Raw genomic sequence first — 18,401 nt, 5'->3', positions numbered from 1 at the left:
ATTCAGTATGCCGACTTAAAGTCGAACTTCTATATGATTTGCTTTTAATTCTTTCTTTAATTCTGGAATTGGAATTTCACCAAAATGGAACACACTAGCGGCCAAAGCTGCATCAGATTTTCCGATTTCAAAGGTATCAATAAAATGTTGAACATTCCCTGCTCCACCCGATGCTATTATTGGGATATTTAAGGTTTCGGATAATTTGGCTAAAGCTTCGTTTGCAAAACCGTTTTTTGTTCCATCATGATTCATTGATGTGAATAAAATTTCACCCGCACCACGTGTTTCTACTTCTTTTGCCCATTCGAATAAATCAATATCCGTCGGGATACTTCCACCTGCTAAATGCACCTTCCATTGTCCGTCAACTTCTTTTGCATCGATAGCAACCACAACACATTGGCTACCAAATTTGTTTGATAATTCGTTCACTAATTCTGGGCGTTTAACAGCCGAAGAATTAATAGAAACTTTATCTGCACCACAGTGTAATAACTCATCAACATGCTCTACAGAAGAAATTCCTCCCCCAACCGTAAACGGAATATTAACTTGTTCCGCCACACGTAAAACCATATCTAAAGTGGTTCCTCTGCCTTCTAAAGTGGCCGAAATATCTAGAAATACAAGTTCATCCGCTCCTACGTCCGCATATTGTTTTGCGAGTTCTACTGGGTCTCCTGCATCACGCAAATCAACAAAATTCACACCTTTTACAGTACGTCCGTTTTTAATATCTAAGCAAGGAATTATTCTTTTTGTAAGCATTTTGAACGTTTTATTATTTATTCAAGATAAAATTCTCCAATTGTTTTAAGCTAATTTTATTCTCATAAATGGCTTTACCAATTATAGTGCCTTCGCAACCTAATTCGGCTAATTTTGGTAATTCATCAAAAGTTGAAATACCACCACTTGCAATTAATTTTATATTAGGAAGTTGGTTAAGCATTTTTTCATACAAATCGAAAGAAGGCCCTTCTAACATGCCATCCTTAGCGATATCTGTACAAATTACATACTGCACACCTTCTTTTTGATAGTTCTTTACAAAAGGAATTAATTCTTCCTCCGATTCTTCTAACCAACCACTAATGGCTATTTTTTCGTTATTAGCATCGGCGCCTAAAATAATTTTATCTGCACCAAATTTAGATAACCAATTTTTAAAAACGTCAGGTTGTTTTACAGCAATACTTCCTCCTGTAATTTGTCCAGCACCACACTCGAAAGCGATACGTAAATCCTCGTCTGTTTTTAATCCACCACCAAAATCAATTTTCAAACTGGTTTTGCTTGCAATAGCTTCTAAAACCTTATGGTTTACAATATGACTGGCCTTAGCTCCATCTAAATCCACTAAATGTAAACACTCGATACCATGAGCTTCATATTGTTTAGCTATTTCTAAAGGATTCTCATTATATATTATTTTAGTATTGTAATCGCCTTTTGATAAACGTACACATTTACCGTCTATAATGTCTATTGCTGGTATTATTCTCATTATTATTGATTACTCGTTAATAGTTTCTGGTTATTAGTATTAATTCCGCCGTAATTATATAAAGAAATTAAAGGTCTAAAAAGTTTTGTAAAATTTTCGCGCCTTCAATTCCACTTTTTTCAGGGTGAAATTGTACCCCATAAAAATTATTATGCCTCAATGCCGAGGCGTAATTTAATCCATAATCTGTTTTTGCAATAGTTTCTTTACAATGCTCGGCATAATAACTATGCACTAAATACATATATTCATTTTCCTTTAAACCTTTGAATAAATCGGATTTTAAATCTTTAATAACATTCCAGCCCATATGTGGAACTTTTACTGAATGATCAAAGCGCTTTACATCGGTTTGAAAAATGCCAAGTCCTTTAGTATTACCTTCCTCTGTAGTTTTGCACATTAATTGCATCCCTAAACAAATTCCTAAAACAGGTTGTTTTAAATTTGGAATTAAAGATGCTAATCCACTTTCTTTAAGCATTTTCATTGCAGTACTCGCCTCACCAACTCCAGGGAAAATAATTTTATCGGCAGCCAAAATTTCTTCTGGATTATTAGATAAAACAGCATCAACACCTAGCCTTTTAAAAGCAAACTGTATGCTTTTAATATTTCCAGCTCCGTAATTTATTATGACTAATTTCAATTGATTCTTGATTTATACTTCGATCTACTGAAAATAAATCAGCAGTCAAAATTTATTATAACATCCCTTTTGTACTCGGCAAAAACATTTTGTTAGAATCACGTTTTACAGCCATTTTCATTGCCTTTGCAAAAGCTTTAAAAATACCCTCTATTTTGTGATGCTCGTTTAAACCTTCCGCTTTTACGTTTAGATTACATTTGGCTCCATCTGTAAAAGATTTAAACAAATGATAAAACATTTCAGTTGGCATATCGCCTATTTTTTCACGTTTAAATTCCGCATCCCATTCTAACCAGTTTCTACCACCAAAATCTACAGCAACTTGTGCTAAACAATCATCCATTGGTAAACAGAATCCGTAACGCTCAATGCCTAATTTATTTCCTAAGGCTTTGTTGAATAATTCACCTAAAGCAATCATGGTATCTTCAATAGTATGGTGTTCATCCACATTTAAATCGCCATCCACTTTTACCGTTAAATCCATTGCACCATGACGTCCAATTTGATCTAACATGTGATCGAAAAATGATAAACCTGTATGAATATCATTTTTACCAGAACCATCTAAATTCAACTTAATATAAATTTTAGTTTCGTTGGTGTTTCTTGTAATTTCTTCGGTACGATCTTCTAATTTTAAAAACTCATAAATGGCTTCCCAATCTGTACTTGTTAAGGCAATACAATCTAATATTTCTTGTTTTGAGGTTTCAATTTCATCTGCACCTAATTCCAGATCTTCAGATAAGAAAATACCTTTTGCGCCTAAATTTTTAGCCAATTCCATATCGGTAATTCTATCACCTAACACAAATGAGTTTTCTAAATCGTAATCTTCAGAAAAATACTTTGTTAATAAACCAGTTCTCGGTTTACGTGTTTCAGCATTCTCATGCGGAAATGTTTTATCTATATGCACATCGGCAAAAACAATACCTTCTTTAGCAAAAGCATCAATAACTTTATTTTGCGGTCCCCAAAACGTGTCTTCAGGAAAAGAATCTGTTCCTAAACCATCTTGATTTGTTACCATTACCAACTCATAATCCAACTCACTCGCTATTTTAGCCATGTATTGAAATACTTTAGGGTAATATTCTAATTTCTCTAAACTATCCAATTGATAATCTACCGGCGGCTCTAAAACTAAAGTTCCGTCTCTGTCTATAAAAAGTACTTTTTTCATTATAAAGAATTTAAAGTCTCTATTAATATTTTGTTTTCTGCAGGCGTACCAACCGTAATACGGATACAGTTATCAACTTGCGTATGTCTATTTCTAACAATAACCTTTTCATCAATTAAATATTGATAAACTTTATCGGCATTATCGACTTCAATTAATAAAAAATTAGCATCTGTTGGATATATTTTTTTAACTAAAGGAAGCTTTATTAACGCCTCTTTCAATTTTGTACGTTCTGAAAGAATTGCATCAATATTATGCTTTACTTCATCTAAATTATTCAATCTATTTAAAACCGCATCCTGATTTAATGTACTTACATTATAAGGAGGTTTTACACGGTTGTATAAATTTATAATAGCTTCACTTGCATAAGCAACACCAACTCTAACACCTGCTAATCCCCAAGCTTTACTGAAGGTTTGACTAACAATTAAGTTATTATATTTATTGATATTTTTAATGAAGGAATCTTGCGAACTAAAATCAATATACGCCTCATCGACAATTACAATACCATTGAAATTTTCTAAAATATACTCAAGGTCTTCAGTATTTAATATGTTTCCTGTTGGGTTGTTTGGCGAACAGATAAAAATAATTTTTAGTTCTTCAACATCTAAATACGGTTGTAATTGATTAAGGCTGATCTGAAAATCATTAATTAACGGTTGTTTTATAATTTCGACATCATTGATATTCGCAGAAACATCGTACATACCATAAGTTGGAGAAAAGGTTAAAACCTTATCTTTTCCTGGTTCACAGAAAATACGAAATGCTAATTCGATAACTTCATCACTTCCGTTACCAATAAAAATTTGATTTGTTTCTACGCCTTTAAGAACAGATAACTTTTCCTTAATAGCTTTTTGGTGTGGATCTGGGTAACGATTTAACGTTCCAAACGGATTTTCATTAGCATCTAAAAAAACATCAGCAGTGCCTTTAAATTCATCCCTTGCAGACGAATATGCTTTTAAATTCCAGATATTATCTCTAACTATATCTTTTAAACTAATCATTTCTCAAGTCTTTTAATCGGATAGAAACTGCATTCTTGTGTGCTTGTAATCCTTCGGCTTCAGCCATTAACTCAATTGTTTCACCAATATTTAGTAAACCTGCTTTTGTTATTTTTTGAAACGTCATTTGCTTTAAGAAACTATCTAAATTCACGCCCGAATAGGCTTTACTAAATCCGTTAGTTGGCAATGTGTGGTTGGTTCCCGAAGCATAATCTCCTGCACTTTCCGGCGTATAATCACCTATAAAAACAGAGCCAGCATTACGAATACCATCGACATAAAAATCATTATTTTCTGTGCAAATAATAAAGTGTTCCGGACCATATTCATTAATCATTTCTAAGGCTAATTCATCGTTTTCAACATAAATTAACTTCGAATTTGCAATCGCTTTTTCTGCAATGGCTTTACGCGGAAGTACCTCTAATTGTTTTTCTATTTCAGTTGAAACACCTTCGATAATATCTTGAGACGTTGACACCAAAATAACTTGACTATCTGTACCATGTTCTGCTTGACTCAATAAATCTGAAGCGATATAAGATGCATTGGCACTTTTATCTGCAACAACCAATAATTCACTTGGTCCAGCAGGCATATCTATAGCAACACCGTGTTTTGTGGCTAATTGCTTAGCAACCGTAACAAACTGATTTCCTGGTCCAAAAATTTTATATACTTGTGGTATTGTTTCTGTTCCAAAAGTTAAACCTGCAACCGCTTGAATTCCGCCAACTTTAATAATTTTAGTGACACCGCATAAATTTGCAGCAAACAGAATTTCTGGAGCTAACGCTCCTTTTTTATTAGGTGGTGAACATAACACAATCTCCTTACAACCTGCAATTTGTGCAGGAACAGCTAACATTAAAACCGTTGAAAATAATGGTGCAGTTCCACCTGGAATATATAAACCAACCTTTTCTATTGGACGTTTTTCTTGCCAGCATGATACACCATTGGTTGTTTCTACTTCAATTTTTGATGTTTGTTGTGCCTTATGAAAAACTTCAATATTATGTTTAGCGCTTTTTATAGCATTTTTAAGATTTTCAGAAACCACTTTTATAGCATCTTCAATCTCTTTTGTTGAAATAATATTCGACTCTAAATCTATACCATCAAAACGAATGGTGTATTCTTTAATAGCCGCATCACCTCGATTAATAACATCTTGAAACACATTAGTTACAGTGCCTTCAATATCGTTTACAGTTTGAGTTGGACGTTTTAAAAGGTCCTTCCAATCCGCTTTATTTGGGTTATTTATTATTTGCATGTTCTTAATAGTATTAGATTCTGAAACAAGTACAGAATGACAACAAATTATAGTACCATTTTTTCAATTGGACAAACTAAAATACCTTGGGCTCCGTTTGCTTTTAATCCTTCAATAATATTCCAAAAATCGTTTTTTGGAATTACCGAGTGTACTGAGCTCCATCCTTCTTGCGCTAATGGCAATACAGTTGGGCTTTTCATTCCAGGTAATAATGAAATAATAGCGTCTAGCTTATCATTTGGCGCATTTAATAGCACGTATTTTGAGTTTCTTCCTTTTAAAACCGATTGAATTCTAAATTGAATAGTATCTAAAATAGCTTGTTTGCCTTCGCTTAAAATTGGTGAAACTGCTAAAACAGCTTCAGATTTTAAAATAGACTCAACCTCTTTTAAATTATTTTTAAAAAGGGTACTTCCACTAGATACTATATCACAAATAGCATCGGCTAAACCAATGTTTGGTGCTATTTCAACCGATCCGTTAATAATGTGAATATTAGCTTTTACACCGTTTTTATCTAAATATTGTTGTACAGTATTTGGATACGAGGTTGCAATACGCATACCATCTAAATCTTTTATGCTATTATAATCGGCATCTTTTGGCACGGCAATACAAACACGACATGAAGAGAAACCTAATTTCTCAGCAACGTTAATACCTTCACCTTTTTCGATTAAAACGTTCTCTCCGATAATGGCGGCATCTACCACACCATCTTTTAAATATTGAGGAATATCACCATTTCTCAAATAAAATACTTCAACAGGGAAATCCCTTGCCGAGGCTTTTAATTGATCTTTACCATTATCGATAGAAATACCGATATCTTTTAAAAGTGACATTGAGTCTTCGTTTAGACGTCCTGATTTTTGTACTGCAATTCTTAATTTACTCATTTTATTGTTTTTATGAGTTTGAAACAACCTCACTGGTTTTAAAAAAATAAACCCGCTTGATTGGCTCAAACGGGTTTAAAAATATGTCGATTTTATTCAATACATTTTCAGTTCGCTTGAAAGCAAATATGAAAATGATGATGTATTTGAATAAAAGTCATGTCTTTGTTTTATTAACACTACAAATATGCAAAATATATGTTTAAAATGCCAAACAAATAAGAAATAAATTCTTAATATTTATGCATTCTTTAATTTTGTTTACAAATGATTAATTAATCTTCAAAAGAAGCTTTAAAATATTGAATTGTTTTATTTTAAACTTAATAAACCTAATCATTTATTTTACTTCTAAGTTGTGTTAAAATCAAATCGATTATTGATTTCCTAAAATAAGAGGTAAACCACTATCTCCAGAACCAACAACAATAATTTTACTATTAGGTGACTGTGCTAATGTTATAGTTGCATCAATACCTTTGTCTTGTAAAATTTTATCAGTTAACGAAGCGCTTAAAATCCTATTAGATTCCGCTTTACCTTGAGCTTCAATAATTACTTTTTCGGCTTCTTTGGCTGCTGTAACTAACTTAAATTCATATTCTAAAGATTCTTGCTCTTGTTTTAATTTACGCTCAATAGCATCTTTAATTGTAGATGGTAATGTAACGTCACGAACCAAAACTTCATTCAATTGAATAAATTGATCTTTAACGTAATTTCTAGTTTCTTCAAATATTTCTTGTTGAATAGCATCTCGCTTACTAGAATATAATTGCTCTGGTGTATAACGACCAACTACACTTCTAGCAGCAGATCTAATTGCAGGAAGCAATACACGCTCTTTATACATTTCACTTTTCTCTTGGTGTAGTCTACCTAAGTTTTTAAAATCTGGTTGAAACCAAACCGATGCTTCAAGCTGAATATCTAATCCATTAGACGACAAAACATTCATTTTTTCTAGAATTTCCTGTTGTCTTACTTCATAAACAAAAACCTTATTCCAAGGAGCTACAACGTGAAATCCTTCACCCAAGGCTGGCTCATCGACAACCACACCTTCTCCAAAAGTTTTAAATAGTACTCCAGCTTCTCCAGAACCAATGGTTACAGCAGATTTAGACAATACAATTACTAATACAACCGCTGCAATGATGAACGGGAATGCTATTTTAGGGAATTTTTCCATTTTTATTATTTAGTTAAGTTGTAAATATACGGTATTTAAACAGTTTCAACGAATTTACCCACCATAATATAGACGTGAAATGAGTGTTAAAACCCTTGAGGTTGACGGTTTAAATTCGTACTTTTATTCTACTTTATACACCACTAAATTTTAACAGAATGAAAACAATTATAATATCATCAGATTTTTCTGAGGAAGCAAAAAACGCGACTAAATATGCCATTGGAATTGCAAAAAAAATCGAAGCTAAATTAGTTCTTTTTCACCTACATATCGTTTCCGTTCACGCTGTTCAGGCTAGGTTACCCTATAAAGATATTCTAAAATCAATAGATTACGCAAAAACAAAAGTAGAAGATCGTGTTAAAAAACTTTCGGAAACCTATGATATTGACATCAAAGTTGATTTTGCTATGGGAGGATATTTTCAACAATTAAAACGAGCTATAGCAGAGCACCATGCAGATATGATGGTTATGGGTATGCATGTAAAAAGCATAGAAAATGATTTATTAGGTAGTACAACATCAGAAGCTATAAACAAAGTACAAATTCCTATTTTAGCCGTTCCAGTTAAGGCTGAATTTAAAGATGTTCAAAAAATATTATTTGCATGTGATCTTGAAAAAGGTATTACAACTAATATTGTAAAAGAAATTAAAAAAACAACGAAGAAGTTTAATGCCGAATTGAGGGTTTTACATGTTAACGATAAAATAACTGAATTGAAAAATAATAAAGAGATTCTAGAGCCTTTAGAAGAGGTTTCTTATTTCTACAAAAGCGTTCAATCTGAAGCTGTTATAGACGAAATTAAAAATGAAATGATAGAGTACAAACCAGATATACTAATAATGATTCCTTACGAATATGGATTTTGGTCATCATTAATTCATAAAAGTAAAACCCGAATGATGTCTTCTGGATTAGATATTCCTTTACTTTCCATTCATGCTTAATTAAAAAAAGCAGAGTAATTATTTAAATTAAAATTAAAAAAAGAGAAGTGTTTCTTTCATATAGCTGAAGAAATAATTCTCTTTTTTTATAGTTTAACTCAGTTGATAAATTTACACTAATCCACTATACTTCCTTAAAAACCATTCTACAGTCAAGCTTAATGCAATTATACCTAATAGGTATTCCCAATCAATTAAAGGGAGACTATTATTATGGCTTTTCTGAATGGCTTGATATCGATTATCGTTTAGTAAATCGTTTAGTAAATCGTCAGAATTATCAATAAAATAACTATTACCATTGCTGTTAGTTGCTAATTGTTGCATCTTAGAATAATTGGCATTTAAAAACTGTTGTTCAACATTATATTGTAAAATTTGAAAACTACCAGATTTAGATAAGTTTTCATTTGTTGAACTTACCGTAAAACTATATTCAGAAGGAATCAAACTGCTTAAATCAACTTGATAATTATTGTTTTTCAGAATTAAAGGAAGGTTTTTTTCTTCTTTTGAAACTTTATCAATTAGTTTAATTTGAAGACTTTCTCGAGCATCAAAAACATAGTTTTTATCAAAGAACTCAGCCTTAATAGTAATATTTCCGCTTCCATTATAAAAAGACTCATAATCGACATTTAAACGACTTCTCTTTTTATTTGAAGCCAAGTATTGAACTATTTTTCCAAAAAAATCATCGAACTGAGTAAAAGATTTTGAATTCAAGAAATTCTGCGAACGCCACTTCCAAATATTTTCTCCAAAAAGAACAGCTTCCCTCCTGCCATTTGTTTCCAATGTAGCCAATAAGGGTTCTTTAATTGAAATACCATTTACATTTTTATATAATATAGTTTGAAAAGGAACAGCAAAAACAACCGATCCATAATTTGATTTTAACGGCGGAAACGATTCAAAATTGATATCATCAATTAAAAAAGGTGAATAGTTAATATTTAATTCAGCTTGATAATTTTCAGTTTGATCCGTTATTTCGTGATCGAACGTTTTATTGTTTTCATTTAGAAAATTCAGGTCTGTTTTACTACCTTCTATAATTAATCTGTTCTTATTTTCAGCATTTAAAAGAACTAACAACTCTTTAAACTTATTATTTGGTTGATAAAGTATAACTAATTGAAAATCATTTATTTTTGAAATTATTTCTTTTGGATCTAAAAACGAAACCGTACTACGCTCATTACTTTCAATAGCTTTTTTAAGACTTCCTAAATCGGGATGCGAAAAGGTTGAAACTATGGCTATATTTGTTTTCTGATCGATTACTTCTACTGCGAAGTTTTTAGAATTATTAACCTTATTTTTTTCATTATCAATTGGAATTAATGTGGCTTTATAAACACTAACGCCAACACGCGATGTTGGTAGATTAAAATTAATAATTGTTGAATTGTTGTTTTTCGAAAACACTACGTTTTTAGAAAACACAACTGTATTTCCTTTTTTTACAACAAACTTAGAAGTTACATTTCCGTTACCACTATAAACTACAATAGCTTCAACAGGAAACTTATTTTTTAAATAAGCATATTTATTAACGTTGAGTTGTTGAATTTTTAAATCAACATATGTTATGGTATCTCCTAAAATTACAGGATAAATTGGCTGTTTATATATTGAACTAGCAAACTCGTAATCGTTTCCAAGTGTTTGATTTCCATCGGAAATTAATACGGTAGGAGAATTACTAGTTTTATAAATTTGAGATAACTGAATAAAAGCTTCATTTATATTAGATTTATTCTCTAAAAATGTTAGTGAATCTGAAGCTTTAAAGGTTTCTCCAAAGGTGTAAAATTCGAGATTGAATTTATTTTTTAATGCTGTATTATCCGTGATAGTTTCAACTAAAGCCTTAACTTTTTCAGTTTGATTTAAATGCTTTATAGAGTTTGAATTATCTACCGCAATCACCAAATTTGGCTTTTCTGTAGTAAATGTTGTTTGATTAAATTTTGGGTTTATTAATAAAACAAGTATTGAAAAAATAGTAATAAAGCGCAAAAAAGCGAAAAGCATGTTCAGTTTAGACATGCTTTTCGTTTTATAAATATACTGGAAAAGTGCCAGTAAAAGCGCTATAATTCCAGCGAGTATAATGTAAATTATTGTTTCTATTTGCATTTAAGCTTTTAAGCTTTTAAGAGTAAATTTTAATGATATTCCCACATTAACGGGTGTACATAAAACTTAAATTAAGTAAGCATTCCTCCATCAACATTTAAAGTTTGCCCTGTAATATAAGCCGACATATCGCTAGCTAAAAACACACAAACATTCGCGATATCTTCTGGAGTTCCACCACGTTTTAATGGAATTCCTGCACGCCATCCTTTAACAACTTCTTCATCTAACTTTGCAGTCATTTCAGTTTCAATAAAACCAGGAGCAACTACATTACTTCTAATGTTTCTTGAACCTAACTCTAAAGCAACCGATTTAGAAAAACCAATAATACCAGCTTTAGAAGCAGCATAATTGGTCTGCCCAGCGTTACCTTTAACTCCAACAACCGAACTCATATTAATAATAGAGCCTTTACGTTGCTTTAGCATAGTACGTTGTACAGCTTTTGTCATGTTGAAAACCGATTTTAAGTTTACTTCAATAACGGTATCAAAATCTTCTTCGCTAATACGCATAAGTAAATTATCTTTTGTAATACCAGCATTATTTACTAGAATATCAATACTACCAAATTCTTCAGCAACTTCAGCAGCTAGTTTTTGGGCATCTGCAAAATTTGCAGCGTTACTTTGATAACCTTTTGCTTTTACTCCAAGTGCATTTAACTCTTTTTCGAGTTGATTAGCTGCATCTACAGACGAACTGTATGTAAATGCTACGTTTGCACCGTTTTGAGCAAATACTTCGGCAATGCCTTTACCAATACCTCTACTTGCACCAGTTATTATGGCTGTTTTTCCTTCTAATAATTTCATGTGTTTACTTATTATTTTTTATTTACCACATACAACATTAATACATTCAAGACTTTACTCGAGTAAACTGTTATTTAAGAATGCGTTATAAAAATTTAGTTGATATCTTACTTATTTTATACTTTGTATTAGTTTTAAACCAAAATCAAATATAACAATTCCTATTATAATTGCACATAAAAAAAGCCGATAGGTTACAAAAACTTATCGGCTTTTCATTTACATTTTTAGTTTTTCGCTTTTTTCATAATTAAACAAATAATCAACATCCATTTCCTGAACTTTACCTAGCGCCTCTAAGGCTTTAAAATCAATATCTTTTTTGTTCCCTATAACCATTACATTATACTGCTCTCCTTTTATGTTATTATTAAAGAAATCACGTAAATCTTCGATGGTCATATCTTTTATGGTGTTATACATAGCTTCTCGATTATCATTATCTATACCTCGTTTTTTTAGATTTTCATAATTCCAAAAAATACCCGATTTAGTAATACGTTGCGCTGCTATTTTTTTCAAAGTAGCATCTTTAGCAGCATTAAATTGCTTTTCTGCTTCTGGCATGTTAGTCATTAAATCCATCATAGCCGTTACTGCCTGAGGCATTTTATTCGCTTGCGTTCCCATATAAGCCATAACATAATTAGCTTTTCCCTTCTCATCTGCCATTTGGTAGCTTGAAAAAGCAGAGTATGCTAAAGATTTAGATTCGCGAATCTCTTGAAAAACAATAGATGATAATCCGCTACCAAAATAAGTGTTAAATAAGGTTGAAGCAGCCATGTTCTTGGCATTAAAGGGATCTCCTTTTGCTAAAAACACCATTTCCGATTGTACCATATCAAAATCTACAAAATAAACATTTCCACCCGTCTCTTGTTCTTCATAAGTTACAGCCTCTGGATATACTCTTAAATCTTTAGGAATATTATGACTTGTATTTAGTGCCGTTACCATAGCATCAATATCTTTTCCATAATAAAAAATACGTTGCTTATAGTTCTTCATATCCTTTACAATATCTACTAATTCTTTAGGATCAATGGCATTTAGCTCATCTGTTTTATAGATATTTCTTAAACGAGAATTTTCACCATATTTACCATAACTCATTAAGCCATTCCTAAGAATACTTCCTTTTTGTCCTTTATTATCCTGACGTCCTTTTATAATCGACTCTACATATTTTTTATATGCCTCTTGATCTGGAATTGCATTATTCCATAGATGTTCCAAAAGTTCTAATCCTTTTGGTAGATTTTCTTTTAAACCGTTAAGGCCAACATACGTTTTATCATCACCTGCAAAAACATAATAACTTACTCCAAGTTTATAAAATTCTTTTTTAAGAGCTTCATTGCTATATTTATCTGTCCCCAAATAATCTAAATAATTTGCCGCGAGTTTTAGTTTTTTATCATTATCGCCACCCATATCAAATATGATGTTTAAATCGAATAAATCATTCAACTCGTTTTCAATATATGAAACTTCAATCCCATTAGTAGTTTCCGTAGATTTAATGGCTGTTTTGTAATCGATAAATTTAGGTTTTAACGATTCCGATTCAATCGTATTGAAATTAGTTAAAAACTCTGAGCTTTTATCCCGATTTAAATGAACAGGCGTAATTCCCGGGTTTTCAACTTTTACAATATTGGAATCTTCTCCTTGTCTTTTATAAGTAACTACATAATTATCTTGGTAAAATTTATTAGCGAAATCTACCAGTTCCTGTTTGGTTACTTTTTTAAGATCATTTAAAAATTTCACTTTACTAGCCCAATTTTCATGATGAATAAAAGCGTTATAATATGCCGATGCTAAAGCAGTACTGTTTTCGTATTGCTTTGTTTGACTTAGTTTTAAATCGTTAACTACAGCGTCAATCATCCAATCTTCAAACTCACCTTTCTTTAATTTTTCTATTTGCTCTAAAAGCAGTGTTTTAACTTCATCTAAAGATTGTCCTTCTTTTGGTGTTCCCGTAAATTGATGATAACCATAATCATTTAAAAATGTTGGAGAACATCCGGCGTTTTGCACTATTTGTTTTTGGTTTAGATTTAAATCGATTAAACCAGCATTTCCGTTTGCTAAAATCATATCAGCCAGCGTAACAAATTTTTGATCTTCACTTCCAATACCATTCGCTCTAAATGCAATAGATACATTTTCTGCCGTTGGCCCAAAAACTTCCTTTTTTATTGGTGATGTAATAGGTTCCTCTTTTGGTAAAGTTGGATGCGTTACTGTTTGATTCTTAAATTTTCCGAAGGCATTATTAACTTCTATTATAGTTTTATCGAAATCTAAATCGCCAACTAAAACCATAGCCATATTATTAGGCACATAATAAGTATTGAAATAGTTATGAATATCAACCATTGAAGGGTTCTTTAAATGCTCGGCTTTACCAATGGTAGTTTGCTGTCCATATGGATGATTTGGAAATAAGCCATCTAGCATAGCGTAATGCGCTTTTCTATAATCACTATCCTGACCTCTATTAAATTCTTCGAAAACCGCTTCAAGTTCCGTATGGAATAAACGTAAAACTAATTGACTAAAACGCTCGCTTTCTACCGTAAGCCATTTATTTAATTCGTTAGCCGGAATTTTATTTTTATAAACGGTTTCTTCAAACCAAGTATGCGCATTAGTTCCTGTTGCTCCAAGTGAACTAATCATTTTATCATATTCATTAGCTACACTATAATTTGATGCTTCTAATGAAACTTCGTCTATTTTACGATACAATTCTACTTTTTTGTCGGGATCCGTTTCCGCACGATGCGCTTCATATAAATCAGAAATTTCATCTAAGTACACTTTTTCTTTTTCCCAATCTAACGTTCCAATTTTATCGGTTCCTTTAAACACCATGTGTTCTAAATAATGCGCTAAACCTGTAGATTGTTTTGTATCGTAATTTGATCCTGCACGAACAGCAATAAAAGTTTGAATTTTTGGTTCGTCAGTATTTTTACTTAAATAAACTTTTAACCCGTTTTCCAAAGTATATAAACGTAAACCTGTTGGATCGTTTTCTATAGTTTCATAAGAAAAACCATTGGCATCGGTATTTGAAGCTACTGATACAGCAGCTGTTTCAGAATTTTGATCCGTTTTACAACTATAACAAATAGCTAAAATGGCAAAAATAAAAATTGTTTTAATTTGATTCATAGATTGAGTTTTTAGATGATAAGGTTAAAATTAAGCATAAAAAAATCGTTAACTCAAAGAAGTTAACGATTTTTCTTATGAACTATATTTTAATTTCAGCAAATACTTATGCTAAAACTTCAGCAATTTTCTTTCCAATTTCAGCAGGAGAATCTACAACGTGAATTCCACATGCTCTCATAATTTTCTTTTTTGCTTGTGCAGTATCATCACTTCCACCAACAATAGCTCCAGCATGTCCCATAGTACGACCTGCAGGTGCAGTTTCACCAGCGATAAAACCAACAACAGGTTTTTTACTTCCACTAGCTTTGTACCAGTTTGCAGCATCTGCCTCTAATTGACCTCCAATTTCACCAATCATAACAACCGCTTCTGTTTCTGGATCATTGATTAATAATTCAACAGCTTCTTTGGTTGTAGTTCCAATAATTGGATCTCCACCAATACCAATAGCCGTTGTGATACCTAAACCTTGTTTTACAACTTGGTCTGCAGCCTCATAAGTTAAAGTTCCTGATTTAGAAACAATACCAACTTTACCTTTTTTGAAAACAAAACCTGGCATAATACCAACTTTAGCTTCACCCGGTGTAATAACACCTGGACAGTTAGGACCTATTAAACGACATGGTTTGTTTTTTATGTAGTTTGATGCCGTAATCATATCGGCAACAGGAATACCTTCTGTAATTGTAATAATAACTTTTATTCCAGCATCGGCAGCTTCCATAATAGCATCGGCAGCAAAAGCTGGCGGTACAAATATAATGGTAGTATCTGCTCCTACTTGCTCTACTGCTTCTAAAACAGTATTAAAAACAGGTCTGTCTAAATGTGTTTGACCACCTTTTCCTGGTGTAACACCACCAACAACATTTGTTCCATATTCAATCATTTGACTGGCGTGAAAAGTACCTTCACTACCTGTAAAACCTTGAACTATTATTTTTGAATCTTTGTTTACTAAAACGCTCATAGAAGATTTTTTATCGTTATTATATTTACTTAACAAAAGTAATTTTTTGAATCCTATTTTTAAAGTAAAAACCGAATTACTTTTTTTGTTATTTTTTTATTGATTTTAATATTTCCGGAATCTTTCTAATATAGGCTAATTCCTTAAATTTTGCTCTAGCTTCACCAGCCGGTGACCCAAAATACGCCTTATTTTCATCTGTTGAATGTCCTAATCCAGATTGAGCAAAAAGCTCGGTTCCTTTTGCAATGGTAATCCCACTTTTTACACCTGCTTGCCCCCAAATAACCACTTCATCTTCAACTATAACACAACCTGCAATTCCAGCTTGCGATGCTATAAGGCATTTTTTACCAAGAACAGTATCGTGACCAATTTGAATTTGATTATCTAATTTAGAGCCATATCCAATACGAGTATCGGCTGTTACACCTCTATCAATAGTACATGCTGCTCCAATATCAACATAATCTTCGATAACTACACGACCGCCGGATTTTAATCTATCATAACCGTCGGGACGTTTTTTATAGTAGAAAGCATTTGCTCCTAAAACTGTTCCCGAATGGATAGTGACATTGTTACCAATAACCGTATCATCATAAATACTTACGTTGGCATGAATAAGGCAATTATCGCCAATTTCAACATTATGACCAATAAAGCAATTAGGTTGAATGATTGTATTCTCCCCTATTTTAGCTAACGCTGAAATAGCACTATTAGCCGATTTAAAAGGCTTAAAATGATTAGTTAATGTATTGAAATCTCTAAATGGATCGTCACTAACCAATAGAGCCTTCCCTTCTGGACACTCCACTTTCTTATTAATTAAAATAATAGTAGCTGCAGAATTTAATGCTTTATCGTAATACTTTGGATGATCTACAAAAACAATATCCCCAGCTTCAACCACATGAATTTCATTCATGCCAAAAACAGGAAAATCTATGTCACCAACAAAATCGCACCCAATAAGGTCTACGATTTGTTTTAAGGTATGTTGCTTTGGAAATTTCATTATATATTTTTAAAAGTTTATAGGAATACTTATTCCTTTACTCTTTCTTTATAAGTTCCTTTTACTGTTTCAACTTTAATTTTATCACCTTCATTAATAAATAAAGGGACATTTACAATCGCTCCTGTTTCTACAGTTGCAGGTTTAGTTGCATTAGTTGCTGTATTTCCTTTAACTCCTGGCTCAGTTGCAGTAATCTCTAAAATAACACTTGCTGGTAAATCTACCGAAAGAGGCATATTATCTTCTGTATTAATTAATACAGTAACTACTTCACCTTCTTTCATTAATCCTGGATTATCAAGAGCCGCTTCTAATAAACGGATTTGGGTATAATCGGCTTCATTCATAAAATGATAAAATTCTCCATCATTATATAAATATTGAAACTTATGAGTTTCAACACGAACATCTTCTAATTTATGACCCGCAGAAAAAGTATTATCTAAAACCTTTCCATTAGTTACACTTTTCATTTTTGTTCTTACAAAAGCTGGACCTTTCCCTGGTTTAACGTGTAAAAACTCTATAATTTTATATATATCGTTGTTGTATACAATGCATAAACCATTTCTAATATCACTTGTAGTAACCATAATGTTTTTTTTGAAAATTTATTATTTGATTTTAGTCGATTAAAAATTGACTAATTCATATTTAATTTGATTTGAAATATCCTTTCATGATACCTCGATGAGAATTCCTGATAAATTGAAGAATTTCATCACGTTCCGGAGTCGCTTCCATTTCTGCTTCGATTAAATCGGCAGCCTGTGTATTATTATAATTTTTTTGATAAAGAATTCTGTAAATATCTTGAATTTCTCTTATTTTATCGGTAGTATAACCACGACGACGTAAACCTACAGAATTAATACCAACATAAGATAATGGTTCTCTCGCTGCTTTTACATAAGGTGGTACATCTTTTCTAACTAAAGATCCTCCAGTTACAAAAGCGTGATTACCAACCGAAACAAATTGATGTACAGCCGTCATACCTGCCATAACCACATAATCACCAACGGTAATATGTCCTGCAAGCGTACTATTATTAGAGAAAATACAGTTTTTACCCACAATACAATCATGAGCTATATGGCAATACGCCATAATTAAACAATTATCGCCTATTACGGTTTTCATTCTATCAGTGGTTCCTCTATTAATGGTAACACATTCACGAATGGTAACATTGTTTCCAATTTCTACCGTAGTATCTTCATCGTTATATTTTAAATCTTGTGGTACAGCAGAAATTACAGAACCTGGAAAAATATTACAATTTTTCCCTATGCGTGCACCTTCCATAATGGTAACATTACTCCCTATCCATGTGCCATCTCCAATTATAACATTATTATGTATAGTTGTAAAAGGCTCTATGACCACATTTTTTGCGATTTTTGCACCAGGATGCACATACGCTAATGGTTGATTCATTTTATATATTTTAGTTTAGTAGAAAAGTGATAAACTAGATTTAATCAAATTTAGTTTTGAGCTCAATTTGATTAAATCTAAAAATCACA

The 18,401-nt window shown here is 31.9% G+C and carries 16 protein-coding genes; 1 reads left to right on the top strand and 15 read right to left on the bottom strand.

The window, feature by feature from the left end:
• Positions 1 to 15: 15 nt before the first annotated feature.
• From hisF to GQR97_RS15535, 8 genes are all read right to left on the bottom strand, one after another.
• A complete protein-coding gene (gene hisF, locus GQR97_RS15570; RefSeq protein WP_158850054.1) occupies positions 16 to 771 on the bottom strand; it encodes an imidazole glycerol phosphate synthase subunit HisF in 756 nt (251 codons plus the stop codon).
• A gap of 13 nt (positions 772 to 784) precedes the next feature.
• Positions 785 to 1,510 carry a 1-(5-phosphoribosyl)-5-[(5-phosphoribosylamino)methylideneamino]imidazole-4-carboxamide isomerase gene (gene hisA / locus GQR97_RS15565; protein WP_158850052.1) on the bottom strand — a complete coding sequence of 242 codons (726 nt, stop codon included), beginning with the start codon at positions 1,508 to 1,510 and terminating at the stop codon, positions 785 to 787.
• Positions 1,511 to 1,577: 67 nt separating this feature from the next.
• Complete coding sequence (gene hisH / locus GQR97_RS15560) at positions 1,578 to 2,159, bottom strand: imidazole glycerol phosphate synthase subunit HisH (protein ID WP_158850050.1); 582 nt, start codon at positions 2,157 to 2,159, stop codon at positions 1,578 to 1,580.
• Between the two features lie 55 nt (positions 2,160 to 2,214).
• Positions 2,215 to 3,351 (bottom strand): bifunctional histidinol-phosphatase/imidazoleglycerol-phosphate dehydratase HisB, encoded by a 1,137-nt coding sequence (gene hisB / locus GQR97_RS15555; RefSeq protein WP_158850048.1) that lies wholly within the window; start codon positions 3,349 to 3,351, stop codon positions 2,215 to 2,217.
• Positions 3,351 to 4,376, bottom strand: a complete 1,026-nt coding sequence (gene hisC, locus GQR97_RS15550; protein ID WP_158850046.1) for a histidinol-phosphate transaminase — start codon at positions 4,374 to 4,376, stop codon at positions 3,351 to 3,353. Before hisC ends, hisB begins: the two co-directional genes overlap by 1 nt.
• A complete protein-coding gene (hisD, locus tag GQR97_RS15545; RefSeq protein WP_158850044.1) occupies positions 4,369 to 5,658 on the bottom strand; it encodes a histidinol dehydrogenase in 1,290 nt (429 codons plus the stop codon). Before hisD ends, hisC begins: the two co-directional genes overlap by 8 nt.
• 47 nt (positions 5,659 to 5,705) lie before the next feature.
• On the bottom strand, positions 5,706 to 6,563 hold the full coding sequence (hisG, locus tag GQR97_RS15540; RefSeq protein WP_158850042.1) for an ATP phosphoribosyltransferase: 858 nt from the start codon (positions 6,561 to 6,563) through the stop codon (positions 5,706 to 5,708).
• 376 nt (positions 6,564 to 6,939) lie between these two features.
• Positions 6,940 to 7,755, bottom strand: a complete 816-nt coding sequence (locus GQR97_RS15535) for a prohibitin family protein (protein WP_158850040.1) — start codon at positions 7,753 to 7,755, stop codon at positions 6,940 to 6,942.
• A gap of 158 nt (positions 7,756 to 7,913) precedes the next feature.
• Between GQR97_RS15535 and GQR97_RS15530 the strand changes: the two genes are divergently transcribed.
• Positions 7,914 to 8,714 (top strand): universal stress protein, encoded by an 801-nt coding sequence (locus GQR97_RS15530; protein WP_158850038.1) that lies wholly within the window; start codon positions 7,914 to 7,916, stop codon positions 8,712 to 8,714.
• Between the two features lie 111 nt (positions 8,715 to 8,825).
• Here the strand turns inward: GQR97_RS15530 and GQR97_RS15525 are convergent, their stop codons facing one another.
• From GQR97_RS15525 to lpxA, 7 genes are all read right to left on the bottom strand, one after another.
• Positions 8,826 to 10,769 (bottom strand): VWA domain-containing protein, encoded by a 1,944-nt coding sequence (locus GQR97_RS15525; RefSeq protein WP_233267554.1) that lies wholly within the window; start codon positions 10,767 to 10,769, stop codon positions 8,826 to 8,828.
• Between the two features lie 161 nt (positions 10,770 to 10,930).
• On the bottom strand, positions 10,931 to 11,677 hold the full coding sequence (fabG, locus tag GQR97_RS15520) for a 3-oxoacyl-[acyl-carrier-protein] reductase (RefSeq protein WP_158850034.1): 747 nt from the start codon (positions 11,675 to 11,677) through the stop codon (positions 10,931 to 10,933).
• 219 nt (positions 11,678 to 11,896) lie between these two features.
• Entirely contained in the window at positions 11,897 to 14,869 is a 2,973-nt protein-coding gene (locus GQR97_RS15515) for a M16 family metallopeptidase (protein ID WP_158850032.1), read from the bottom strand.
• 106 nt (positions 14,870 to 14,975) lie between these two features.
• The gene (sucD, locus tag GQR97_RS15510) at positions 14,976 to 15,848 is read right to left on the bottom strand and encodes a succinate--CoA ligase subunit alpha (protein WP_158850030.1); all 873 of its coding nucleotides are present in this window, start codon (positions 15,846 to 15,848) and stop codon (positions 14,976 to 14,978) included.
• An 88-nt stretch (positions 15,849 to 15,936) separates the two neighbouring features.
• Positions 15,937 to 16,869 carry a UDP-3-O-(3-hydroxymyristoyl)glucosamine N-acyltransferase gene (locus tag GQR97_RS15505; RefSeq protein ID WP_158850028.1) on the bottom strand — a complete coding sequence of 311 codons (933 nt, stop codon included), beginning with the start codon at positions 16,867 to 16,869 and terminating at the stop codon, positions 15,937 to 15,939.
• A 29-nt stretch (positions 16,870 to 16,898) separates the two neighbouring features.
• A complete protein-coding gene (gene efp / locus GQR97_RS15500) occupies positions 16,899 to 17,465 on the bottom strand; it encodes an elongation factor P (RefSeq protein ID WP_158850026.1) in 567 nt (188 codons plus the stop codon).
• A gap of 61 nt (positions 17,466 to 17,526) precedes the next feature.
• Complete coding sequence (gene lpxA, locus GQR97_RS15495; RefSeq protein ID WP_158850024.1) at positions 17,527 to 18,312, bottom strand: acyl-ACP--UDP-N-acetylglucosamine O-acyltransferase; 786 nt, start codon at positions 18,310 to 18,312, stop codon at positions 17,527 to 17,529.
• Between the last annotated feature and the right edge of the window lie 89 nt (positions 18,313 to 18,401).

Source organism: Algibacter sp. L1A34, from assembly GCF_009796805.1.
Classification (GTDB): Bacteria; Bacteroidota; Bacteroidia; order Flavobacteriales; family Flavobacteriaceae; genus Algibacter.
The sequence above is the reverse complement of the archived record's forward strand: the minus strand, read 5'-3'. Positions and strand labels throughout refer to the sequence as shown.

What these genes read in the sequence shown, in the direction of transcription:
- hisF (WP_158850054.1), bottom strand. Translation starts at nt 771, where the DNA reads ATGCTTACAAAAAGAATAATTCCTTGCTTAGATATTAAAAACGGACGT.
- hisD (WP_158850044.1), bottom strand. Translation starts at nt 5,658, where the DNA reads ATGCAAATAATAAATAACCCAAATAAAGCGGATTGGAAGGACCTTTTA.
- efp (WP_158850026.1), bottom strand. Translation starts at nt 17,465, where the DNA reads ATGGTTACTACAAGTGATATTAGAAATGGTTTATGCATTGTATACAAC.
- hisG (WP_158850042.1), bottom strand. Translation starts at nt 6,563, where the DNA reads ATGAGTAAATTAAGAATTGCAGTACAAAAATCAGGACGTCTAAACGAA.
- GQR97_RS15515 (WP_158850032.1), bottom strand. Translation starts at nt 14,869, where the DNA reads ATGAATCAAATTAAAACAATTTTTATTTTTGCCATTTTAGCTATTTGT.
- hisB (WP_158850048.1), bottom strand. Translation starts at nt 3,351, where the DNA reads ATGAAAAAAGTACTTTTTATAGACAGAGACGGAACTTTAGTTTTAGAG.
- hisA (WP_158850052.1), bottom strand. Translation starts at nt 1,510, where the DNA reads ATGAGAATAATACCAGCAATAGACATTATAGACGGTAAATGTGTACGT.
- GQR97_RS15530 (WP_158850038.1), top strand. Translation starts at nt 7,914, where the DNA reads ATGAAAACAATTATAATATCATCAGATTTTTCTGAGGAAGCAAAAAAC.
- fabG (WP_158850034.1), bottom strand. Translation starts at nt 11,677, where the DNA reads ATGAAATTATTAGAAGGAAAAACAGCCATAATAACTGGTGCAAGTAGA.
- hisC (WP_158850046.1), bottom strand. Translation starts at nt 4,376, where the DNA reads ATGATTAGTTTAAAAGATATAGTTAGAGATAATATCTGGAATTTAAAA.
- GQR97_RS15525 (WP_233267554.1), bottom strand. Translation starts at nt 10,769, where the DNA reads ATGTCTAAACTGAACATGCTTTTCGCTTTTTTGCGCTTTATTACTATT.
- GQR97_RS15505 (WP_158850028.1), bottom strand. Translation starts at nt 16,869, where the DNA reads ATGAAATTTCCAAAGCAACATACCTTAAAACAAATCGTAGACCTTATT.
- GQR97_RS15535 (WP_158850040.1), bottom strand. Translation starts at nt 7,755, where the DNA reads ATGGAAAAATTCCCTAAAATAGCATTCCCGTTCATCATTGCAGCGGTT.
- sucD (WP_158850030.1), bottom strand. Translation starts at nt 15,848, where the DNA reads ATGAGCGTTTTAGTAAACAAAGATTCAAAAATAATAGTTCAAGGTTTT.
- lpxA (WP_158850024.1), bottom strand. Translation starts at nt 18,312, where the DNA reads ATGAATCAACCATTAGCGTATGTGCATCCTGGTGCAAAAATCGCAAAA.